The sequence below is a fragment of the Janthinobacterium agaricidamnosum NBRC 102515 = DSM 9628 genome (assembly GCF_000723165.1).
GTDB classification, from domain to species: domain Bacteria; phylum Pseudomonadota; class Gammaproteobacteria; order Burkholderiales; family Burkholderiaceae_D; genus Janthinobacterium; species Janthinobacterium agaricidamnosum.
In genome coordinates, this window is sequence record NZ_HG322949.1 from 1621061 (window position 1) to 1639109 (window position 18049).

General features: G+C 61.1%; 13 protein-coding genes. 11 read left to right on the plus strand and 2 right to left on the minus strand.

Annotation, left to right across the window (positions count from 1 at the left end; genetic code table 11):
- Nucleotides 1-334 precede the first annotated feature (334 nt).
- The 8 genes from GJA_RS06865 (at nucleotide 335) to GJA_RS06900 (ending at nucleotide 9594) form a co-directional block, all read left to right on the plus strand.
- Nucleotides 335-1645: an ABC transporter substrate-binding protein gene (locus GJA_RS06865; protein WP_038490276.1), complete on the plus strand. Its 1311-nt coding sequence runs from the start codon at nucleotides 335-337 to the stop codon at nucleotides 1643-1645.
- Between the two features lie 156 nt (nucleotides 1646-1801).
- Nucleotides 1802-2662: a carbohydrate ABC transporter permease gene (locus GJA_RS06870; RefSeq protein ID WP_038490280.1), complete on the plus strand. Its 861-nt coding sequence runs from the start codon at nucleotides 1802-1804 to the stop codon at nucleotides 2660-2662.
- A gap of 10 nt (nucleotides 2663-2672) precedes the next feature.
- Nucleotides 2673-3491, plus strand: coding sequence for a carbohydrate ABC transporter permease (locus GJA_RS06875; RefSeq protein ID WP_038490284.1), 819 nt, complete (start codon nucleotides 2673-2675; stop codon nucleotides 3489-3491).
- Nucleotides 3492-3518: 27 nt separating this feature from the next.
- Nucleotides 3519-4565: an ABC transporter ATP-binding protein gene (locus GJA_RS06880; protein WP_038490288.1), complete on the plus strand. Its 1047-nt coding sequence runs from the start codon at nucleotides 3519-3521 to the stop codon at nucleotides 4563-4565.
- Nucleotides 4566-4568: 3 nt separating this feature from the next.
- The gene (locus GJA_RS06885) at nucleotides 4569-6053 is read left to right on the plus strand and encodes a mannitol dehydrogenase family protein (protein WP_038490291.1); all 1485 of its coding nucleotides are present in this window, start codon (nucleotides 4569-4571) and stop codon (nucleotides 6051-6053) included.
- Between the two features lie 26 nt (nucleotides 6054-6079).
- Nucleotides 6080-7546, plus strand: a complete 1467-nt coding sequence (gene xylB / locus GJA_RS06890) for a xylulokinase (RefSeq protein WP_038490294.1) — start codon at nucleotides 6080-6082, stop codon at nucleotides 7544-7546.
- A gap of 89 nt (nucleotides 7547-7635) precedes the next feature.
- A complete protein-coding gene (locus GJA_RS06895; RefSeq protein WP_038490297.1) occupies nucleotides 7636-8553 on the plus strand; it encodes a helix-turn-helix domain-containing protein in 918 nt (305 codons plus the stop codon).
- Nucleotides 8554-8640: 87 nt separating this feature from the next.
- Nucleotides 8641-9594 carry a helix-turn-helix domain-containing protein gene (locus tag GJA_RS06900; protein ID WP_051781371.1) on the plus strand — a complete coding sequence of 318 codons (954 nt, stop codon included), beginning with the start codon at nucleotides 8641-8643 and terminating at the stop codon, nucleotides 9592-9594.
- Nucleotides 9595-9688: 94 nt separating this feature from the next.
- Here the strand turns inward: GJA_RS06900 and GJA_RS06905 are convergent, their stop codons facing one another.
- Nucleotides 9689-11773, minus strand: coding sequence for a S9 family peptidase (locus GJA_RS06905; protein WP_038490300.1), 2085 nt, complete (start codon nucleotides 11771-11773; stop codon nucleotides 9689-9691).
- A 397-nt stretch (nucleotides 11774-12170) separates the two neighbouring features.
- The gene (locus GJA_RS06910; protein ID WP_038490303.1) at nucleotides 12171-13874 is read right to left on the minus strand and encodes a methyl-accepting chemotaxis protein; all 1704 of its coding nucleotides are present in this window, start codon (nucleotides 13872-13874) and stop codon (nucleotides 12171-12173) included.
- Nucleotides 13875-14122: 248 nt separating this feature from the next.
- Here GJA_RS06910 and GJA_RS06915 point away from each other — a divergent pair, with 248 nt between their 5' ends.
- Genes GJA_RS06915 through GJA_RS06925 form a run of 3 tightly spaced genes read left to right on the plus strand, consistent with a single transcriptional unit; the run spans nucleotide 14123 to nucleotide 18008 of the window.
- Nucleotides 14123-14845, plus strand: a complete 723-nt coding sequence (locus GJA_RS06915; protein WP_038490307.1) for a gluconate 2-dehydrogenase subunit 3 family protein — start codon at nucleotides 14123-14125, stop codon at nucleotides 14843-14845.
- Nucleotides 14846-14848: 3 nt separating this feature from the next.
- Nucleotides 14849-16624: a GMC family oxidoreductase gene (locus GJA_RS06920; RefSeq protein WP_038490311.1), complete on the plus strand. Its 1776-nt coding sequence runs from the start codon at nucleotides 14849-14851 to the stop codon at nucleotides 16622-16624.
- A gap of 10 nt (nucleotides 16625-16634) precedes the next feature.
- Complete coding sequence (locus tag GJA_RS06925; protein ID WP_038490314.1) at nucleotides 16635-18008, plus strand: cytochrome c; 1374 nt, start codon at nucleotides 16635-16637, stop codon at nucleotides 18006-18008.
- Nucleotides 18009-18049 lie beyond the last annotated feature (41 nt).

Below are 18049 nucleotides of genomic sequence, written 5' to 3' on the forward strand. Positions count from 1 at the left end.
GCGCCAAAGCGATTGCTGCCGGTAAAGCCTTTAATACCTTGTGGTGCATGTGTGTCTCCTGAATATATCGGTATATGCCATGCAATACGGGTGCATGAAGTTGTCAATTTTATCAGTGTTGTCACTATCTTTTCGATACTGATGAGGCAAGTATCAATACTTTCTTGAAAAGTGTTGTATTTGGGATATATCGATACTCTGAAGCGGCAGGATTGTGCAAAAGAGTATCGATTCTAGGTTTTGCAGTATCAGAAAGTATCGAAGTCCGGTGATACATTCTGTCCGTGGCGCGAGTAGCTGGCCGCAACAAACATAAAAAACTGGAGACGACAATATGAAATTCACCGTAGCTGGCGCATTGAGCGCCGGTATTCTCTGCGTCAGCAATGTGGCGTTCGCGGCCACCGACCTGGTGATCGCCACCGTCAACAACGGTCACATGATCGAGATGCAAAAGCTTAGCAAGTTCTTTGAGCAAGCCAATCCGGATATCAAATTGAAGTGGGTCACGCTGGAAGAGGGTATCTTGCGCCAGCGCATGACCACCGACATCGCCACCAAGGGCGGCCAGTTCGACGTGATGACCATCGGCCTGTATGAAACCCCGATCTGGGGCAAGAAAAACTGGCTGATCCCGGTCAAGCCGGACGCCAAGTACGATATCGACGACTTGCTGCCGTCGATCCGCGAAGGCTTGTCCGGCGACGGCAAGCTGTACGCGTCGCCGTTCTACGGCGAAAGCTCGATGATCATGTACCGCAGCGACCTGCTCAAAAAAGCCGGCATGACCATCGAAGACCGCCCGACCTGGGACCATTTGCGCGACGTCGCGGCAAAAATCCACGATCCGGCCAATGGCGTGTACGGCATTTGCCTGCGCGGCAAACCGGGCTGGGGCGACAATATGGCGCTGATCACCACCATCGCCAATTCCTACGGCGGCCAGTTGTTCGACATGAAATGGAAACCGCAATTCACCAGCAAGCCGTGGAAAGACGCGGTCAATATGTATGTCGACCTGATGAAGAAATACGGCCCGCCGGGCGCCGCCGCCAACAGCTTCAATGAAAACCTGGCGCTGTTCAACCAGGGCAAGTGCGGCATCTGGATCGACGCCACCATCGCCGCGTCCTTCGTCACCGATCCGAAACAAAGCAAAGTGGCCGACAAGGTCGCGTTCGCCCAGTCGCCGGTCGGCAGCACCGAACGCGGCGCCAACTGGCTGTGGATCTGGTCGCTGGCGATTCCGTCCAGCTCCAAGCATCCGACCGAAGCGCAACGCTTCATCAACTGGGCCACCTCGCGCGATTACGTGAACCTGGTGGCCAGGGAATCGGGCTGGGCCAACGTGCCGACCGGCACCCGCAAGTCGACCTACGCCAACCCTGAATTCCAGAAAGTAGCGAAATTCGCCGCCGCCGAAGGCAAGGCGCTGTCGACCACCCGCAACGTGCAAAGCACCTTGCTGCCGTCGCCCTATGTCGGCGTGCAATTCGCATCGATTCCTGAATTCCAGGTGATCGGCGTGGCGGTCGGCCAGCAAATGGCCGCTACGCTGCTGGGCAAGGTCACGGTCGACCAGGCGCTGGACATTTCCCAGCAAGCCGCCGAACGTGAAATGCGCAAGGGCGGCTATTACAAGTAATTATTCCCAGTAATAAGTAATGCCAGGGCACCGCGGCGCCGGCCATACGGCGGCGCTGGCGGTTTCCGATTGCAAACCAGGCGCTGCCGTTTTGATACCCAAGCTTGCGCCTCGCAAGGTTGGGGCCGGCACGCCTATCCGCTTCAAGAGAACCCTATGAAACGATTGATACCTCGGACTTTATTGACGCCGGCGGTGCTTGCCGTGTCCGTCATTTCGATAGTCCCGCTGCTGATTACCCTGTATTACTCCTTCGTGCGCTACAACATGCTGTCGCCGGGAGAGCACGAATTCAACGGCCTGGCCAATTTCCATTTCTTCTTTAGCGACGGCGCCTTCCTGCCGGCGCTGCAAAATACGTTCACGCTGATGTTTTCTGTGATGGCGATCACGGTATTGTTCGGCGCCGCGCTGGGCTTGCTGATCAATGAAGCCTTCCCCGGCCGCGCCATCGTGCGCGTGCTGCTGATTTCGCCCTTCCTGGTGATGCCGGCGGTGAACGCGCTGATGTGGAAGAACATGCTGCTCAATCCGATCTACGGCCTGTTTGCCCAGATCAGCATTTTTTTCGGCTTGCCGCCGGTCGACTGGCTGTCGGTCCACCCGCTGGTGTCGATCATCATGATGGTGTCGTGGCAATGGCTGCCGTTCGCCTGCCTGATCTTCATGACGGCGCTGCAATCGATGGACAAGGAGCAGCTGGAAGCTGCCCGCATGGATGGCGCCAATTATCTGCAGCAATTGCGTTATCTGTACATCCCGCACCTGGGCCGCGCGATGTCGGTGGTGCTGATGATCGAAATGATTTTCCTGCTGTCGATCTTTGCCGAGATTTTCACGACCACCGGCGGCGGTCCGGGTTTCGACACCACCACCATCACCTTCATGATTTACCAGCAAGCCTTGCTGTCCTACGACATCGGTGCGGCCTCGTCCGGCGCCTTGTTCGCGGTGCTGCTGGCCAATATCGCAGCCTTCTTCCTGATGCGCGTCATCGGCAAGAACCTGTCGAAATAAGGAGAACCGGATGAATAATAAATATGTCTTGTACGGACGCACCATCGGCGCGTGGTGTTTTGCGCTGCTGCTGTTCTTTCCGATCTTTTGGCTGGGCTTGATGGCCTTCAAGACCGAAGGACAGGCGATCTCGACGCCGCCGCTGCTGTTCTTCACCCCGACGCTGCACAGCTTCGCCGAGGTGATGGCGCGCGATAACTATTTCGCCTATGCGATGAACTCGCTGATCACCAGCATATTGTCGACCGCGCTCGGCCTGGCGATCGCGATTCCGGCCGCGTATTCGATGGCGTTCTTCCCGACCCGCGGCACCATCGGCTTGCTGAAGTTCATGCTCAGCTCGCGTTACATGCCGGGCGTCGGCGCGCTGATGCCGATTTACATCTGCTACCAGTATTTCGGCCTGCTCGATACCCGCCTCGGCCTGACCATCATGTTCATGCTGATGAACTTGCCGATCATGATCTGGCTGCTGTACACCAATATGAAGGAATTGCCGCGCGAAATACTCGAAGCGGCGCGGATGGACGGCGCGTCGGTGATCGATGAATTCCGCCACATCGTATTGCCGTTGTCGGTCGGCGGCATCGCCTCGACCGCGCTGGTGTGCATGGTGTGGTCGTGGAATGAATCGTTCTGGTCGCTGAACCTGGGCGCGTCCAGCGCCGGCACGCTGGCCTGGCTGATCGCCTCGTATTCCAGCCCGGAAGGCTTGTTCTGGGCCAAGTTGTCGGCGGCATCGCTGATGGCGATCGCCCCGATCATGGCGCTGGGCTGGTTTTGCCAAAAGCAGCTCGTGCAGGGCATGACCTTCGGCGCCGTTAAGTAACTATTACAAGATACAGAGAGACACATCATGGCTTACCTTCAATTAAGCAATATCGAGAAATTCTTTGGCGAGCACCGCGCCATCAAGGGCATCGACCTGGACATTCAGCAGGGTGAATTTGTCGTCTTCGTCGGCCCGTCCGGCTGCGGCAAGTCGACGCTGCTGCGTCTGATCGCCGGCCTGGAGCCGATCGACAACGGCAAGCTGTCGCTCGACGGCCGCGACATCACCGATTTGCCGTCGTCCAGGCGCGACCTGGCGATGGTGTTCCAGTCCTACGCCTTGTACCCGCACATGACGGTATTCCAGAACATGTCGTTCGCGCTGAAACTGGCCGGCGTCGATCCGGCCATCATCCGCGAAAAAGTCAACAAGGCCGCCGCCATCCTCGACCTCGGCAAATACCTGGAACGCACGCCGAAGGAATTGTCGGGCGGCCAGCGCCAGCGGGTGGCGATCGGCCGCGCTATCGTGCGCGACCCGAAAGTGTTCCTGTTCGATGAACCGCTGTCCAACCTGGACGCCGCGCTGCGGGTGCAAACCCGCATCGAAATCGCCAAGCTGCACCGCGAACTGGGCGCGACCACGATCTACGTGACGCATGACCAGGTCGAGGCGATGACGCTGGCCGACCGGGTGGTGGTATTGCGCGACGGCCAGATCGAACAGCATGGCTCGCCGTTGGAGTTATATGACCGGCCGGCGAATCGCTTTGTGGCCCAGTTCATCGGCACGCCGAGCATGAACGTGGTGCCGGCCGATGGCGTGCCGCAATTGCTGGCGCAAGCCGGCAGCGCCGCCCAGGCCGACGGTTTTGTCGGCATTCGCCCGGAACATGTGCATCTCGGCGCCGCCCAGCCGGGCAGCGTGCCGGTGACCATCGACCTGGTCGAATCGCTGGGCGTCGAAACCCTGATCTATGCGCGCTTGCCGAACAATGTGCAAGTCGTGTCGCGCGGCAGCGAACGCAGCAGTTTGCAGCCGGGCCAAACCACCCATCTGACCTTCGACCAAGGTTTTGTCCACCATTTTGACCGCGCCGGGAAAACCTATGCCAGCGCGAAGGGAGTGTAAGCCATGACTGAATCCACTAAATTATCGCGCGCCGCATTGGCTAACTTGCCTTCCGGCATACCTGGGCCGGCGTACGAGCGTAGCAAGGTAAGCCCGAGCATTGTGCATATCGGCGTCGGCGGTTTTTACCGCGCCCATCAAGCCGTGTATCTGGATGACCTGCTGCAATTGCCCAACAATGAACAGTGGGGTTATTGCGGGGTCGGCTTGCTGCAGCACGATGAAAAAATGCGCGATGCGATGCTGTCGCAAGATTGTTTGTACACCGTCATCGAACGCAGCGCGGCCGGCGACCGGCCGCGCGTGATCGGCTCGGTGCTGGAATTCCTGTTTGCGCCGGATGATCCGGAAGCCGTCATCGAAAAAATGGCCGACCCGGCCACCCGCATCGTATCGCTGACGATTACCGAAGGCGGTTATTACGTGAACCAGGGCAATGGCGAATTCGATGCCTTGCACCCGGACATCGTGCATGACCTGGCCCATCCGCACACGCCGGTATGTTCGTTCGGCTACCTGGCCGAAGCGTTGCAACGGCGCCGGACGCGCGGTTTGCTGCCCTTCACCGTGATGTCTTGCGATAACCTGCAAAACAATGGCGACGTGACGCGCCACATGCTGCTGGCGTTTACCGCGCTGCGCGATCCGGCATTGAGCGCATGGCTGGCCGAACATTGCGCCTTCCCGAACAGCATGGTCGACCGCATCACGCCGGCCACCACCGATGAACACCGCCACTTGATCAAGGACCAGTTCGGCCTGGCCGATGCGTGGCCGGTGGTTACCGAGCCCTTCAAGCAGTGGGTTATCGAAGACGCCTTCCCGGGCGGCCGTCCGGCATGGGAATTGGTCGGCGCGCAAATGACGCATGACGTCTTGCCGTACGAGAAAATGAAGCTGCGCCTGCTCAACGCCAGCCACCAGGCGCTGTGCTACATCGGCATGCTGCTCGGTTACGAATTCGCCCATCAGGCGATGGACGATGCGGACATCCGCAAGCTGGTGCGCAATATGATGGATATCGAAGTCACGCCGCTGCTCGATACGGTCGAGGGCATCGACCTGGAGCAATATAAAAATACCCTGATCGAGCGCTTCTCGAATCCGGCGGTGCGCGACCAATTGACGCGCATCGGCACCGAAGGTTCGGCGCGGATACCGAAATTCGTGTTGCCGTCGGTGCGCGAAGCCTTGCAATCCGGCGGCCCGATTTCCTTGCTCAGTTTTACTGTCGCTTGCTGGTTCCGCTATCTTGGCGGCAAGGATGACCAGGGCCGGTCATTGACCATCATCGATCCGTATGCCGACAAATTGCGCGACCATGCGACGCGCGGCGGCCACGACGCCAGCGTCTTGCTGTCGCTGCGCGAACTGTTCGGCGAACTGGCCGATGCACCGTCTTTTGTAACGCAGGTATCATTGTCGCTGGCCAGCTTGTACCAGCGCGGTGCGCGGGCGGCGCTGCAATACGCGCTGAAAAGCTACTAAACAGAGCAACGAGAGAGACGCACATCATGTATCTGGGTATCGACCTTGGCACGTCGGAAGTCAAAGTATTGCTGATCGACAAAGAGCAAAACATCGTCGGCAGCGCCCATGCGCCGCTGACCATCAGCCGCCCGCAAGAGCAATGGTCGGAGCAGGATCCGGCCAGTTGGTGGCTGGCGACGAAAAACGCGGTGGGCCAGCTGGCAGAGCGGCATCCGGCCGAGCTGGCGCTGCTGCGCGGCATCGGCTTGTCCGGCCAGATGCATGGTGCGGTGTTGCTCGATGCCGATGGGCAAGTGTTGCGGCCGGCGATTTTATGGAACGATGTGCGTTCCGGCCCCCAATGCGCCGAGCTGGAACGGCGCGTGCCGGAAGCGCGGGCCATCACCGGCAACCTGATCATGCCGGGTTTTACCGCGCCGAAACTGTTGTGGGTGGCGCAGCACGAACCCGGGATATTCGCGCGCACGGCCAAGGTCTTGCTGCCGAAGGATTATCTGCGCTACCTGTTGACCGGCGAAACCATTTCCGATATGTCGGATGCGGCCGGCACCATGTGGCTGGACGTGGCCAGGCGCGACTGGTCGGATACCATGCTGACCGCGTGCGGGCTGGAACGCAGCCACATGCCGCGGCTGGTCGAAGGTTCGGCGCCGGGCGGCTGGCTGAAACCGGAGTGGCAACGCGCGTGGGGCATCGCTCAGCCGGTGCTGCTGGCCGGCGGCGCCGGCGACAATGCCGCCAGCGCGATCGGCATGGGTGTCATCCACGAAGGCGAGGGCTTTATTTCGCTCGGCACGTCCGGCGTGTTCTTTGCCGCCAATGCCGCTTACCGGCCGAATCCGCAACAGGGCTTGCATACTTTCTGCCACGCGCTGCCGGGCCAATGGCACCAGATGGGCGTAATGCTGTCGGCCGCCAGCTGTTTGCGCTGGGCCGTCGAACTGACCCATGCCGGCGCTGAGGCGCAATTGCTGGCGGAAATCGAACAAGCCGGTCGCGCCGCCTGCCTAGTCGCGCCGCTGTTCTTGCCGTATCTGTCGGGCGAGCGCACGCCGCACAATAACCCGGACGCCAGCGGCGCCTGGTTCGGCTTGCGCCACGACACCAGCCGGGCCTTGCTGGGCTACTCGGTGTTGGAAGGCGTGGCGTTCGGCTTGCGCGACAGTTACCTGGCCTTGCAGGCGGCCGGCAGCGCCGTGCCGGTGGCGGCGCTGGTCGGCGGCGGCAGCAAGAGCCGGTATTGGGCCTTATTGCTGGCCAGCGTGCTGAATACGCCGTTGAGCCTGCATAGCAGCGGCAACCTCGGCGCGGCACTGGGCGCGGCGCGCTTGGGCTTGCTGGCGGTCGATCCGGAGGCCGATGTCGCCGCCGTGTGCGCCGCGCCGCCGGTGCTGGAAATGATCGAACCGCAAGCGGACTGGCATGCGGCGCTATTGCCGCGCTTCGAGCGTTATCAGGCGCTGTACCGGCAATTAAAACCGTTGTTCTGATTGCGCCGCTCAACTAGCGCCGTTCAACCAGCGCTGTTCAACCAGCGCTGTTCAACTAGGTATACTGGCTGGAAGATGGAGACAAAATCATGCCGCGAAAAAGGGAATATCCCACGCTGCAAGTAGAACATGAGCGCCAGCGCGATGCGACGCCGGGGTTCGAGCCCAAGGGCAGTTACGGATTTATCCGCTACCTGGAGCACGGTTTCCCGAACTCGCTGGTGCGCTGGCATTATCACGACGAATACGAATTGCACCTGATCCTGGAAACTAGCGGCAAGGTCTTCGTCGGCGATTACATCGGCCAGTTTTCGCCGGGCCACCTGGTCTTGACCGGGCCGCGCGTGCCGCATAACTGGGTCTCGATGGATACCCCGGAGCAGGGCGTGCCGCTGCGCGACATGGTGATCCAGTTCGCCCATCCGCCGCTGGAAACGCTGGCGTGTCAAATCCCCGAAGTGAAGGGGATTTTCCCCTTATTGCAGCGCGCCATGCACGGCATCGAATTTTTCGGCGTCAGCGAGCGCGCCATGCAGCGTTTTACGCGTATCCGCGACAGCAGCGGCTTGCCGCGCTTTATCGAATTCCTGACTTTGCTGGCTGAACTGGCGCACACCACCGATTATCAATTGCTGTCGACCATACCGATGCAGTCGAGCGACGACGATATTGCGCTGGCGCGCATCAGTTCCGCGATCAATTTTATCGTGCAAAATTACAGCAGCCAGTTTTCGCTGAAGGAATTGGCGCAGCAGTTGGAGATGCCGGAACGCACTTTTTCACGCTTTTTCCGCAGCGCTACCGGCAACAGCTTTACCGATTTCGTCAACCGCCTGCGCATCAACCGGGCCTGTCAATTACTGATGGAAACCGAACGCTACGTGACCAATATCTGCTATGAAGCGGGATTTAACAATGTCGCCAATTTCAACCGGCGTTTTCTGGAATTGAAAGGGATGACGCCGAAGGAATTCCGTCACCAGGCGTCGGGACGGTTTGGCGGATAGGGCGCATCAGTAAAAGCTGGCTTTTTGGGGTGAACAGGAACACAGTAGCAGCGCGTCGATATCGGAAGGCAGGATTTGATCATGGAAATGGTTGGCGGATTTAACTACCAGGCACGCATGCGCGAACCGGAGCACAACGCCTTCGGCAAGCCGCCGGAGCTGGAGCGCGAAAGTTATGACGGCATCATCAATTACCTGGAGCACGGGTATCCCAGCTCGCGGGTGCGCTGGCATTGCCACGACGAATATGAATTGCACCTGATCGTCGCCACCAGCGGCAAGCTGTTTGTCGGCGATTATATCGGCGAATTTTCGCCGGGCCACCTGGTATTGACCGGGCCGCGGCTGCCGCATAACTGGATTTCCAGCAGCGTGCCCGACGGCGGCGTGCCGCTGCGCGACATGATCGTGCAATTTGCCCACGAACCGTTGGCGCAGGCGGCCAAATGCATACCGGAGCTGCGCGAATTACTGCCGCTGCTGGAGCGGTCGACCTATGGCGTGGAATTTTTCGATTGCGGCGCCGAGGCGGAACAGCATTTGCTGCGCATCCGGGCGATGCACGGCGCCGAGCGGTTCGCCGAATTCGTGCAATTCATGAGCAAGCTGGCGCGTACCGCCAATTACCGTTTATTGTCGAGCGCTACCATGCGTTCCTTCGACGACGATGCGACGCTGGCCAAGGTCAATGCGGTCTTGACGTACATTACGGAAAATTATCGGGAACAAATCTCGGCGGAAATGCTGGCGGAACAACTGGGCATGTCGCTGAGCAAATTCTCGCGCTTCTTCCGCAAAGCCACCGGCAATAGTTTTACCGACTTCGTCAGCCGCCTGCGCATCAACAAAGCGTGCCAGTTGCTGATGAACACCGACCAATACGTGACCAATGTCTGCTACGACGTCGGCTTCCACAACGTGGCCAACTTCAATCGCCGCTTCCTGCAAGTAAAAGGCGTGACGCCGAAGGAATTCCGGCGCCAGGCCGACGGCCGTTTTGGCGGGCCGGCCGCCGAGTCGGGGAGTCCATCCGCCGTTTGACCTACTTCGTTCTGGTCAGCCAGCCATGAAAAAAGCCTGCCGCACAGTGTGTGCGGCAGGCTTTCCTGTTTTAGCTCAGTTTGCTATTCCAACGTTACTTCTTCAAGTAGGTGTCCAGCCAGTTCAGTACGGTGTGGTGCCACAGTACCGAGTTGGCTGGTTTCAAGACCCAGTGGTTTTCATCCGGGAAGAACATCAGTTTGCTCGGGATGTTGCGGCGTTGCAGCGCGGTGAAGGTGCCCAGGCCTTGCGCGGTCGGGATGCGGAAATCCAGGTCGCCTTGCACCACCAGCATCGGGGTTTTCCAGTTCTTGACGAAATTCACCGGATTGAATTTCTCATGGTTTTCCGGCACGTCGTAATAGGCGCCGCCATTTTCCCAGTCGGTGAACCATTGCTCTTCGGTCGCGTACGCCATGCCGCGGGTGTCGAATACGCCGTCATGGTTGACCAGGCATTTGAAGCCGTCCGACCAGTTGCCGGCGATCCAGTTCATCATGTAGCCGCCATACGATGCGCCCAGCGCGCAGCTGTTGTCGCGGTCCAGCCACGGGAATTTCGCTGTCGCTGCCGCCAGGCCTTTTTTCAAGTCTTCCAGCGGCTTGCCGCCCCAGTCGCCGCTGATCGAATCGGTAAAGCCCTGGCCATAGCCGGTCGACCCGTGGAAGTCGATGAACACCGTCGCGTAACCGGCGCCGGCATAGACTTGCGGATTCCAGCGGTAGCTCCAGCTATTGCCGAAGCTGCCTTGCGGGCCGCCATGCACCAGGAAGGCGACCGGGTATTTCTCGCCAGCCTTGGCGTTCCATGGTTTCATGACGTAGCCGTGCACGGTTTCGCCATTGGCGCCAGGGAAGGAGAATTGCTCGTACTCGCCGAAACGCACATCGGCCAGCGCTGCCGCGTTTTGATTGGTCAGTTGCACCAGCGCTTCGCTGTCCGGCTTGCCGTCCAGTTTGCGCTTGAACAATTGCGCGCCTGACGCCAGATTGGCCTGGGTCAGCACCACGGTATTGCCTTGCGCCGTGAAGTCGCCCACCGCGCCTTTGCCGGTCAGCGGCGTGACCTTGCCATTGGCGACATCGATGGAAAATAAACGATGCTGGCCGACGTCGTCGGCGCTGACCAGCACGGCCTTGCCGTCCGGCTGCCATTCGAGGTCGGCGATCGAGTGGTCCCAATGGTCTGCCACGGTGCGTTTCTTGCCGCTGGCGACGTCCATCAAGACCAGGTGGAAACGGTCGGCTTCAAAGCCGGGCTTGGTCATCGCGGCGTAGGCCAGCGTGCGGCCATCCGGTGAATAGACTGCCTTGGCGTCCCAGGCCGGATTGTCTTCGGTCAGGTTACGCGGCGCGGCGCCGCCGGCGGCCGGCACTTGATAGACATCGAAATTGGTCGACCACGACTCAGTGCGGCCAGCCACGCGGGCCGAGAAGACGATGGTTTGGCCATCCGGGCTGAAGTGGTATTCCTTGCCGTCGCCATACGGTTTCGACGGCACGTCGCCATCCAGCGTACCGCTCAGGCTGACCGGTGCGCCTTGCACGCGGCCGCTGGTATCGATCGGCGCCGAGTACAGCACCGAGCGGCGGCCGTCGGACCAGGTATCCCAGTGGCGCACGAACAGGTGATCGTAGATGCGGCCGCTGGATTTGTCCCTGGCGCTGTCGTCCAGGCGTTTTTTGGTGCAGGCCAGGTCGGCGCAATCGCGGAACACGGCGACGCTGAACGCCAGGCGGTCGCCTTTGGGCGACAAGCGGAAATTGTCCACGTCCAGCGGCAGGTCGGTGACCTTGGCGGCTTCGCCGCCGGCCAGCGGCAATTGCCACACTTGCGACGAGCCGGAACGGCCCGACAGGAAGTAAATCGCATCGCCGGATGGCGACCATGCCGGATCGCTGCTGCTGGCTTCGCCGCGCGTCAACTGGCGCGGCACTGGCTTGGCGGCGCGCAAGTCGATCATCCACAGTTGCGTGTTGCCACGGTTTTTATCCAGGTTGGTGCTGCGCACGGTGTACACCACGCGGGTGGCGTCCGGCGACAGGACCGGGCTGCCGACCCGTTCCATGTTAACCATGTCTTCAACGGTAAAACCACGCGGCGCGGCAAACGCGGCCTGGGGCGCCAAGGTGACCAGACCGGCGCTGAGCGCGCCCAAGAGCAGCAGACGTACAGTCATTCGATTCTCTCCAATGTTGTCTATTATTTATAAGAAATGCCGGCTGTGGCGCCGGCAAACGTTCATCATACCAAGGATGGCTGGCCTGCGAGACTTTAAGAGCCTATCCCAGTAGTGAGCGTCTTGTTCTGGCCGCGCATCAGGAGCGCGGACCAGGCGTGAGGAGGACGCGTGGCGGGCCACGCGACGACGATCAACGCAGTCCCCGTTCCTGAGGAGCGCCAGAACAGGGCGTATTCATCTACTGGGATAGGCTCTTAGTGCGACTTACGCAAGAAAGTTGTCTAAAGATGCATGGTGCGGGCTGGAGTGAGGTGCCGCGCAAAGAGGGGGAGGGAGGGGCGGGCAGCAAGGTGACGGGAGACGGCCGCAAGCCAGTTCCCGTCACCGTTTAAGATTAAAACACTTCCCATTCGCTTTCATTGACCTTGGCCGCTTTCGGCGCGGCCTTGGGCGCGGCGATGCTGGCCCGTGGCGCTGGTTTGGCCATGGTCCTGGCAGCCTTGGCCGCCGGCTGGCTTGCGACACGCGGCTGCTGCAAGCCGCGCAGCGCGGTATCGTCGAGCTTGAAGACGCTGACCAGTTCGGCCAGGCGGTTCGCCTGCTCTTGCAGCGAACCGGCCGCCGCCGCCGCTTCCTCGACCAGCGCCGCATTTTGCTGGGTCACCTGGTCCATTTGCGTGATCGCGTGATTCACTTCGCCGATGCCGGTGCTTTGCTCCTGCGTCGCGGAGCTGATTTCAGTGACGATATCGGTCACGCGCTGCACGCTGGCGACCACTTGCTGCATGGTCTTGCCGGCTTGTTCCACCAGGCGGGTGCCGGAATTGACTTTCTCGACCGAATCGCCGATCAGCGTCTTGATTTCCTTGGCCGCCGCGGCGCTGCGTTGCGCCAGGCTGCGCACTTCGGTGGCCACCACCGCGAAGCCGCGGCCCTGTTCGCCGGCGCGCGCCGCTTCCACCGCCGCATTCAGCGCCAGGATATTGGTCTGGAAGGCGATGCCGTCGATCACGCTGATGATGTCGACGATGCGGTCCGACGACTGGTGGATCGCGCCCATGGTGTCGATCACTTGCCGCACCACCGCGCCGCCGTCGGCCGCCACGCTCGACGCCGAGCTGGCCAGCTGGCTGGCCTGGCGCGCATTGTCGGCGGTCTGGTGCACGGTGGATGCCAGTTGTTCGACGGCGGAGGCGGTTTCTTCCAGCGAGCCGGCTTGTTCTTCGGTGCGCGACGACAAGTCCAGGTTGCCGGCCGCAATTTCCGACGACGCCGTGGCGATCAGGTCGGCGCCGTTGCGCACTTCGCGCACGGTGTTCAGCAAGCTCTGGTTCATTTCTTTCAGCGCATGTTGCAATTCGCCGATTTCATCCTTGCTGCCGACCTGGATCGACTGGCTCAGGTCGCCGGCCGCGACCGCCTTGGCGTTGCCGACCGCATCATGCAGCGGACGGGTGATGCTGCGCGCGATCAGCCACGCGGCGGCGATGCCGAACAGGATCGCCGCCAGTCCCAGGCCCAGCAGCAGCGTGCGGCCGGTGCGGAAATTATTGTCGATGGCGCCGGAGCCCCGATTGATCACGTCTTGCTCGTATTTGACCAGCGCCCGCACTTTTTCGGCGTAGGCCGCCATCGCCGGCGCCATCTTCGCGTTGTACAGTTCGCTCGCCGCGGCTTCGTCGCCGTCTTCCTTCAATTTGAACACGTCGCTGCGCACCGCGTTGTAGATCTTGCGCTGGGCCAGCATCGCGTCCAGCACCTTGCGGTCGTCATCGTCGACGGCGCTGTCTTCGAGTTGCTTCTGGATGTCGCTGGCGCGTTTGGAAAACGACGTGATCTGCTGCTTGAAATACGCTTGCGCCGCCGGTTCGCCGCTCTTGACGATGGCGTCGGCGCGCACGCCGCTGTTTTCAATGATGCCGATCCATTCGGTGGCCAGGCGTTCGCGCACCAGGTCGCGGTTGACCATGATGCGGGTGGAACTGCCGATGTCTTGCAGGCGCACGGTGCCGACCACGATCATCAGCGCCATCAGCGCCAGCACCAGGCCAAATCCCATGCTGAGCCGGGTTCCTATTCGAATGTTTCGCAGATTCATTTTTTACTCGTCAGATATCAATGTGGGAAAAGGAATGCGCGTTGGACCTGCCGCGCAATTTGGCAATATTGTATATCAATGTTTCCACGTGGAAAAATTACCATAAAGTATATTGCTTATGGGAAATGATTTAGTTACGATAAAAAGACACGGCGCCCGGCATCGGCGGGCCGTACAGTTCTGCCTGTCCCCAGGGGCCGTACACGCGGCCCCGCCGGCATCCCACGCCACCATCCCAGGAGAGTTTCATGTCCGAAGATCAGCAATCCCCGTCCCGCCGCAATCTGCTGAAAAGTCTTGTCTTCATCCCGATCGGCGTGGCCGGCGCCACTGGCGCGGTCAGGAGCCTGCAAGCGTCGAACGGCGCGGTGCAGCCGGAAGGCAAGCCGAATCCGTACACGCCGGCATTTTTTACTGGCGCCGAATGGCGCTTCATCCACGCCGCGTGCGACCGCTTGATACCGCACGACGAACACGGCCCCGGCGCGCTGGAACTGGGCGTGCCGGAGTTTCTCGACCGTCACATGCAAACCCCGTACGCCAGCGGCGACATCTGGTATATGCAAGGCCCGTACCTGGAGGCGGCGCCGGAATTCGGCTACCAGGGCCGCTTGCCGCTACGCGATATCTTGCGTGTTGGTATCAAGGTCTTCGACCAGCATTGCGCCGCGCAATTCGGCGGCAAGGTGTTTGCCGACTTGAGCAGCGGCCAGCAAGACGGCCTGTTGAAAGCGGCCGAAGGCGGCAAGCTGAAACTGGAACACCTGTCGGAGAAACTGTTCTTCAGCAATTTGCTGGCCGAAGTACGCAACGGCTATTTCGCCGATCCCAAGCACGGCGGCAACAAGGACATGGGTTCCTGGAAAATGATCGGCTACCCCGGCATGCGCGCCGACTACATCGACTGGGTCGGCGTGCGCGATCAGCCGTACCCGATCGGCCCGGTCGACTTGGCAGGAAAGCGAGGATAAGCGATGGCAATCGTGAAGAATAAAGTCGACGCGGTGATCGTCGGCATGGGCTGGACCGGGGCCATCATGGCCAAGGAATTGACGGACGCCGGTTTGCAGGTGGTGGTGCTGGAGCGGGGACCGGACCGCGATACCCAGCCGGATTTTTCGTATCCGCGCGTGGTCGACGAGCTGGAAGGCTCGATCCACCGCAAATACCTGCAAAGCCTGTTGAAGGAAACCGTGACCGTGCGCCACAGCCTCAGCGGCACGGCGGTGCCGTATCGGCAGATGGGGTCGTTCAAGCCGGGCACCGGCGTCGGCGGCGCCGGCAGCCACTGGTCCGGTTGCCACTTCCGCGCCTTGCCGGAAGATTTACGCTTGCGCAGCAATACCGAACAGCGCTACGGCAAGAAATTCATTCCGGCTGGCATGACCATCCAGGATTTTCCAGTCAGCTATGAAGAGCTGGAACCGCATTTCGACCATTTCGAATACGTCTGCGGCACGTCCGGCAAGGCCGGCGTCATCGATGGCAAGGTGGTCGACGGCGGCAACCCGTTCGAAGGTTCGCGCTCGCGCGAGTTCGCCTTGCCGCCGAACCCGAACTACCTCGGCGCGGAATTGTTTTACAAGGCGGCCCGCGAAAAAGGCTATCACCCATATCCGATCCCGGCGTCGAACGCGTCGCGGCCATACACCAACCCGTATGGCTGCCAGATGGGGCCGTGCAACTTTTGCGGATTTTGCAGCGATTACGGTTGCCTGAATTACTCGAAGGCGAGCCCGAATGCCTGCATCTTGCCAGTCTTGCGTCAACGCAAGGCGTTTGAATTGCGCACGCTGGCCCAGGTCTTGAAAGTCAATTTGACTGGCGACAAGAAAAAAGCCACCGGCGTGACTTACCTCGACGCCCAGGGCCGCGAAACCGAACAGCCGGCCGACCTGGTGCTGCTGTGCGCGTTCTCGCTGTTCAATGTGCATTTGATGCTGCTGTCCGGCATCGGCGTACCGTACGATCCGGTCAGCAATACCGGCACCATCGGCCGCAATTATTCGTACCAGAACTTGAACCGCGTCTCGATGTTCTTCGACGACAGCGTGCAAGCGAACGGTTTCATCGGCATCGGCGGCGGCGGCACCGTGATGGACGATTTGAACGGCAACCAGCTCGACAATGCCAAGGCCGGCTTCGTCGGCGGCGGCGTGATCTGGGCCCGCCAGCCGGGCGCCGGACCGGTGCGCGGCATCGCCACCGCGCCGGGCGTGCCGAACTGGGGCAGCGCGTGGAAGAAAGGCATCAAGGAATCGTTCCGCCATTCCTTCTATTATGAAGTGCAGGGTTCCTGCATGGCGTACCAGGACGCCTGCCTGAGCCTGGACCCGACCTACCGCGACGCGTTCGGCCGGCCGTTGCTGCGCATGACCTTCGACTGGCACGACAATGAAATCAAGGCTTCCCAATTCCTGGTCGAAAAAGCCAGCGACATGTGCAAGGTGCTGGGGCCGAAAGCGATGAAGGGCGACGCCAAGAAAGACGGCGAGCATTACAACGTGACGCAATACCAGAGTACCCACACTTGCGGCGGCGCCATCATGGGCAGCGACCCGAAAACCTCGGCGCTGAACCGCTACCTGCAATCGTGGGACGTGTCGAACGTGTTTGCGCCGGGCGCCAACGCCTTTCCGCAAAACAATGGCTACAATCCGACCGGCATGGTCGGCGCGCTGACCTACTGGACCGCCAAGGCCATCCGCGAGAGGTACTTGAAAAATCCCGGCCCGCTGGTCCACGCTTGAGGAGACGGGCATGACACGACGTTTTTATAAAACAGGCTTGCTCGTCTGCGCCGGCGCGATCGCACTGGCGTTCGCCGGTGCGCTGACGTATGCCTTGATCCCGACCGATACGCCGGACATCGGCCCCGGCCAGTTTGCCGGCCTGGGCGACCGCCGCGCACTGATCGACAGCGGACGCTACATCGCCACCGCCGCCGATTGCATCGCCTGCCACAGCGCGCCTGGCGGCAAGCCGTTCGCCGGCGGCCTGGCGCTGGCCTCGCCGATCGGCACGATCTACAGCTCGAATATCACGCCCGACAAGCGCAGCGGCATTGGCAACTACAGCCAGAGCGATTTCGACCGCGCTGTGCGCCACGGCATCACGCCGGCCGGCGGTACGCTGTACCCGGCGATGCCGTATCCGTCGTACGCGAAAATGAGCGACCAGGACTTGCGCGCGCTGTATCTCTACTTCATGGAAGGCGTTGAGTCGGTGCAGTCGGTCAATCGCGCCAACGACATCCGCTGGCCCTTGGCTATCCGCTGGCCGCTGGCGATCTGGCGCAAGACCTTTGCGCCGAGCAGCGCGGTGCAGCCACTCAATTTGTCGAAATACCAGAGCGAGGCCATCGCCCGCGGCGCCTACCTGGTGCAAAGCCTGGGCCATTGCGGCAGTTGCCACACGCCGCGCGCCGGCACCTTGCAAGAGCTGGCGCTGGACGACTCCGACCCGCGCTACCTGTCCGGCGGAGCGCTGATCGACGGCTGGCTCGCGGTCAACCTGCGCGGCGACGACGCGGCCGGACTGGGGCGCTGGTCGGCCGGCGACATCGCCGACACGCTGCGCGGCGCGCGCAACGCCAAATACGCGGTGCTCGGCAGCCCGATGGCCGACGTGGTGCTGCACAGCACGCAACAGCTGGACCAGGCGGACTTGCAGGCGATGGCGGCCTACCTGAAAACCCTGCCGGCCGGCAAAACGAGCGCGTCCAGCTTCGCCGCCAGCGACGCCACCGCGATCGCGCTCAAGGCCGGTCGCGAAGATGGCCGCGGCGCGCAACTCTACCTCGACAATTGCGCGGCCTGCCACCGCAGCGACGGCAAGTCCAACGCTGCGATCTTCCCGGCGCTGGCCGGCAATCCGTCGGTACTGGCCGGCAACCCGGCATCGCTGATCCGGGTGGTGCTGCAAGGCTCCAGCTTGCCATCGACGGCCAGCAAACCGTCGAACCTCGGCATGCCGGGCTTCGCCTGGCGCCTGTCGGATGACGAAGCGGCGCAACTGGTAACGTTTGTGCGGCAAAGCTGGGGCAACCAGGCGCCGGCGGCGTCCGCCGGGGAGGTGGCGAGTGTCAGAAAAACCTTGAAGGTGCGGCAGGTGGACAAGCGCGACGTAGATTGAGTGCGTATTGAAAACGGAGACCGGGGACAGACCACGATTAT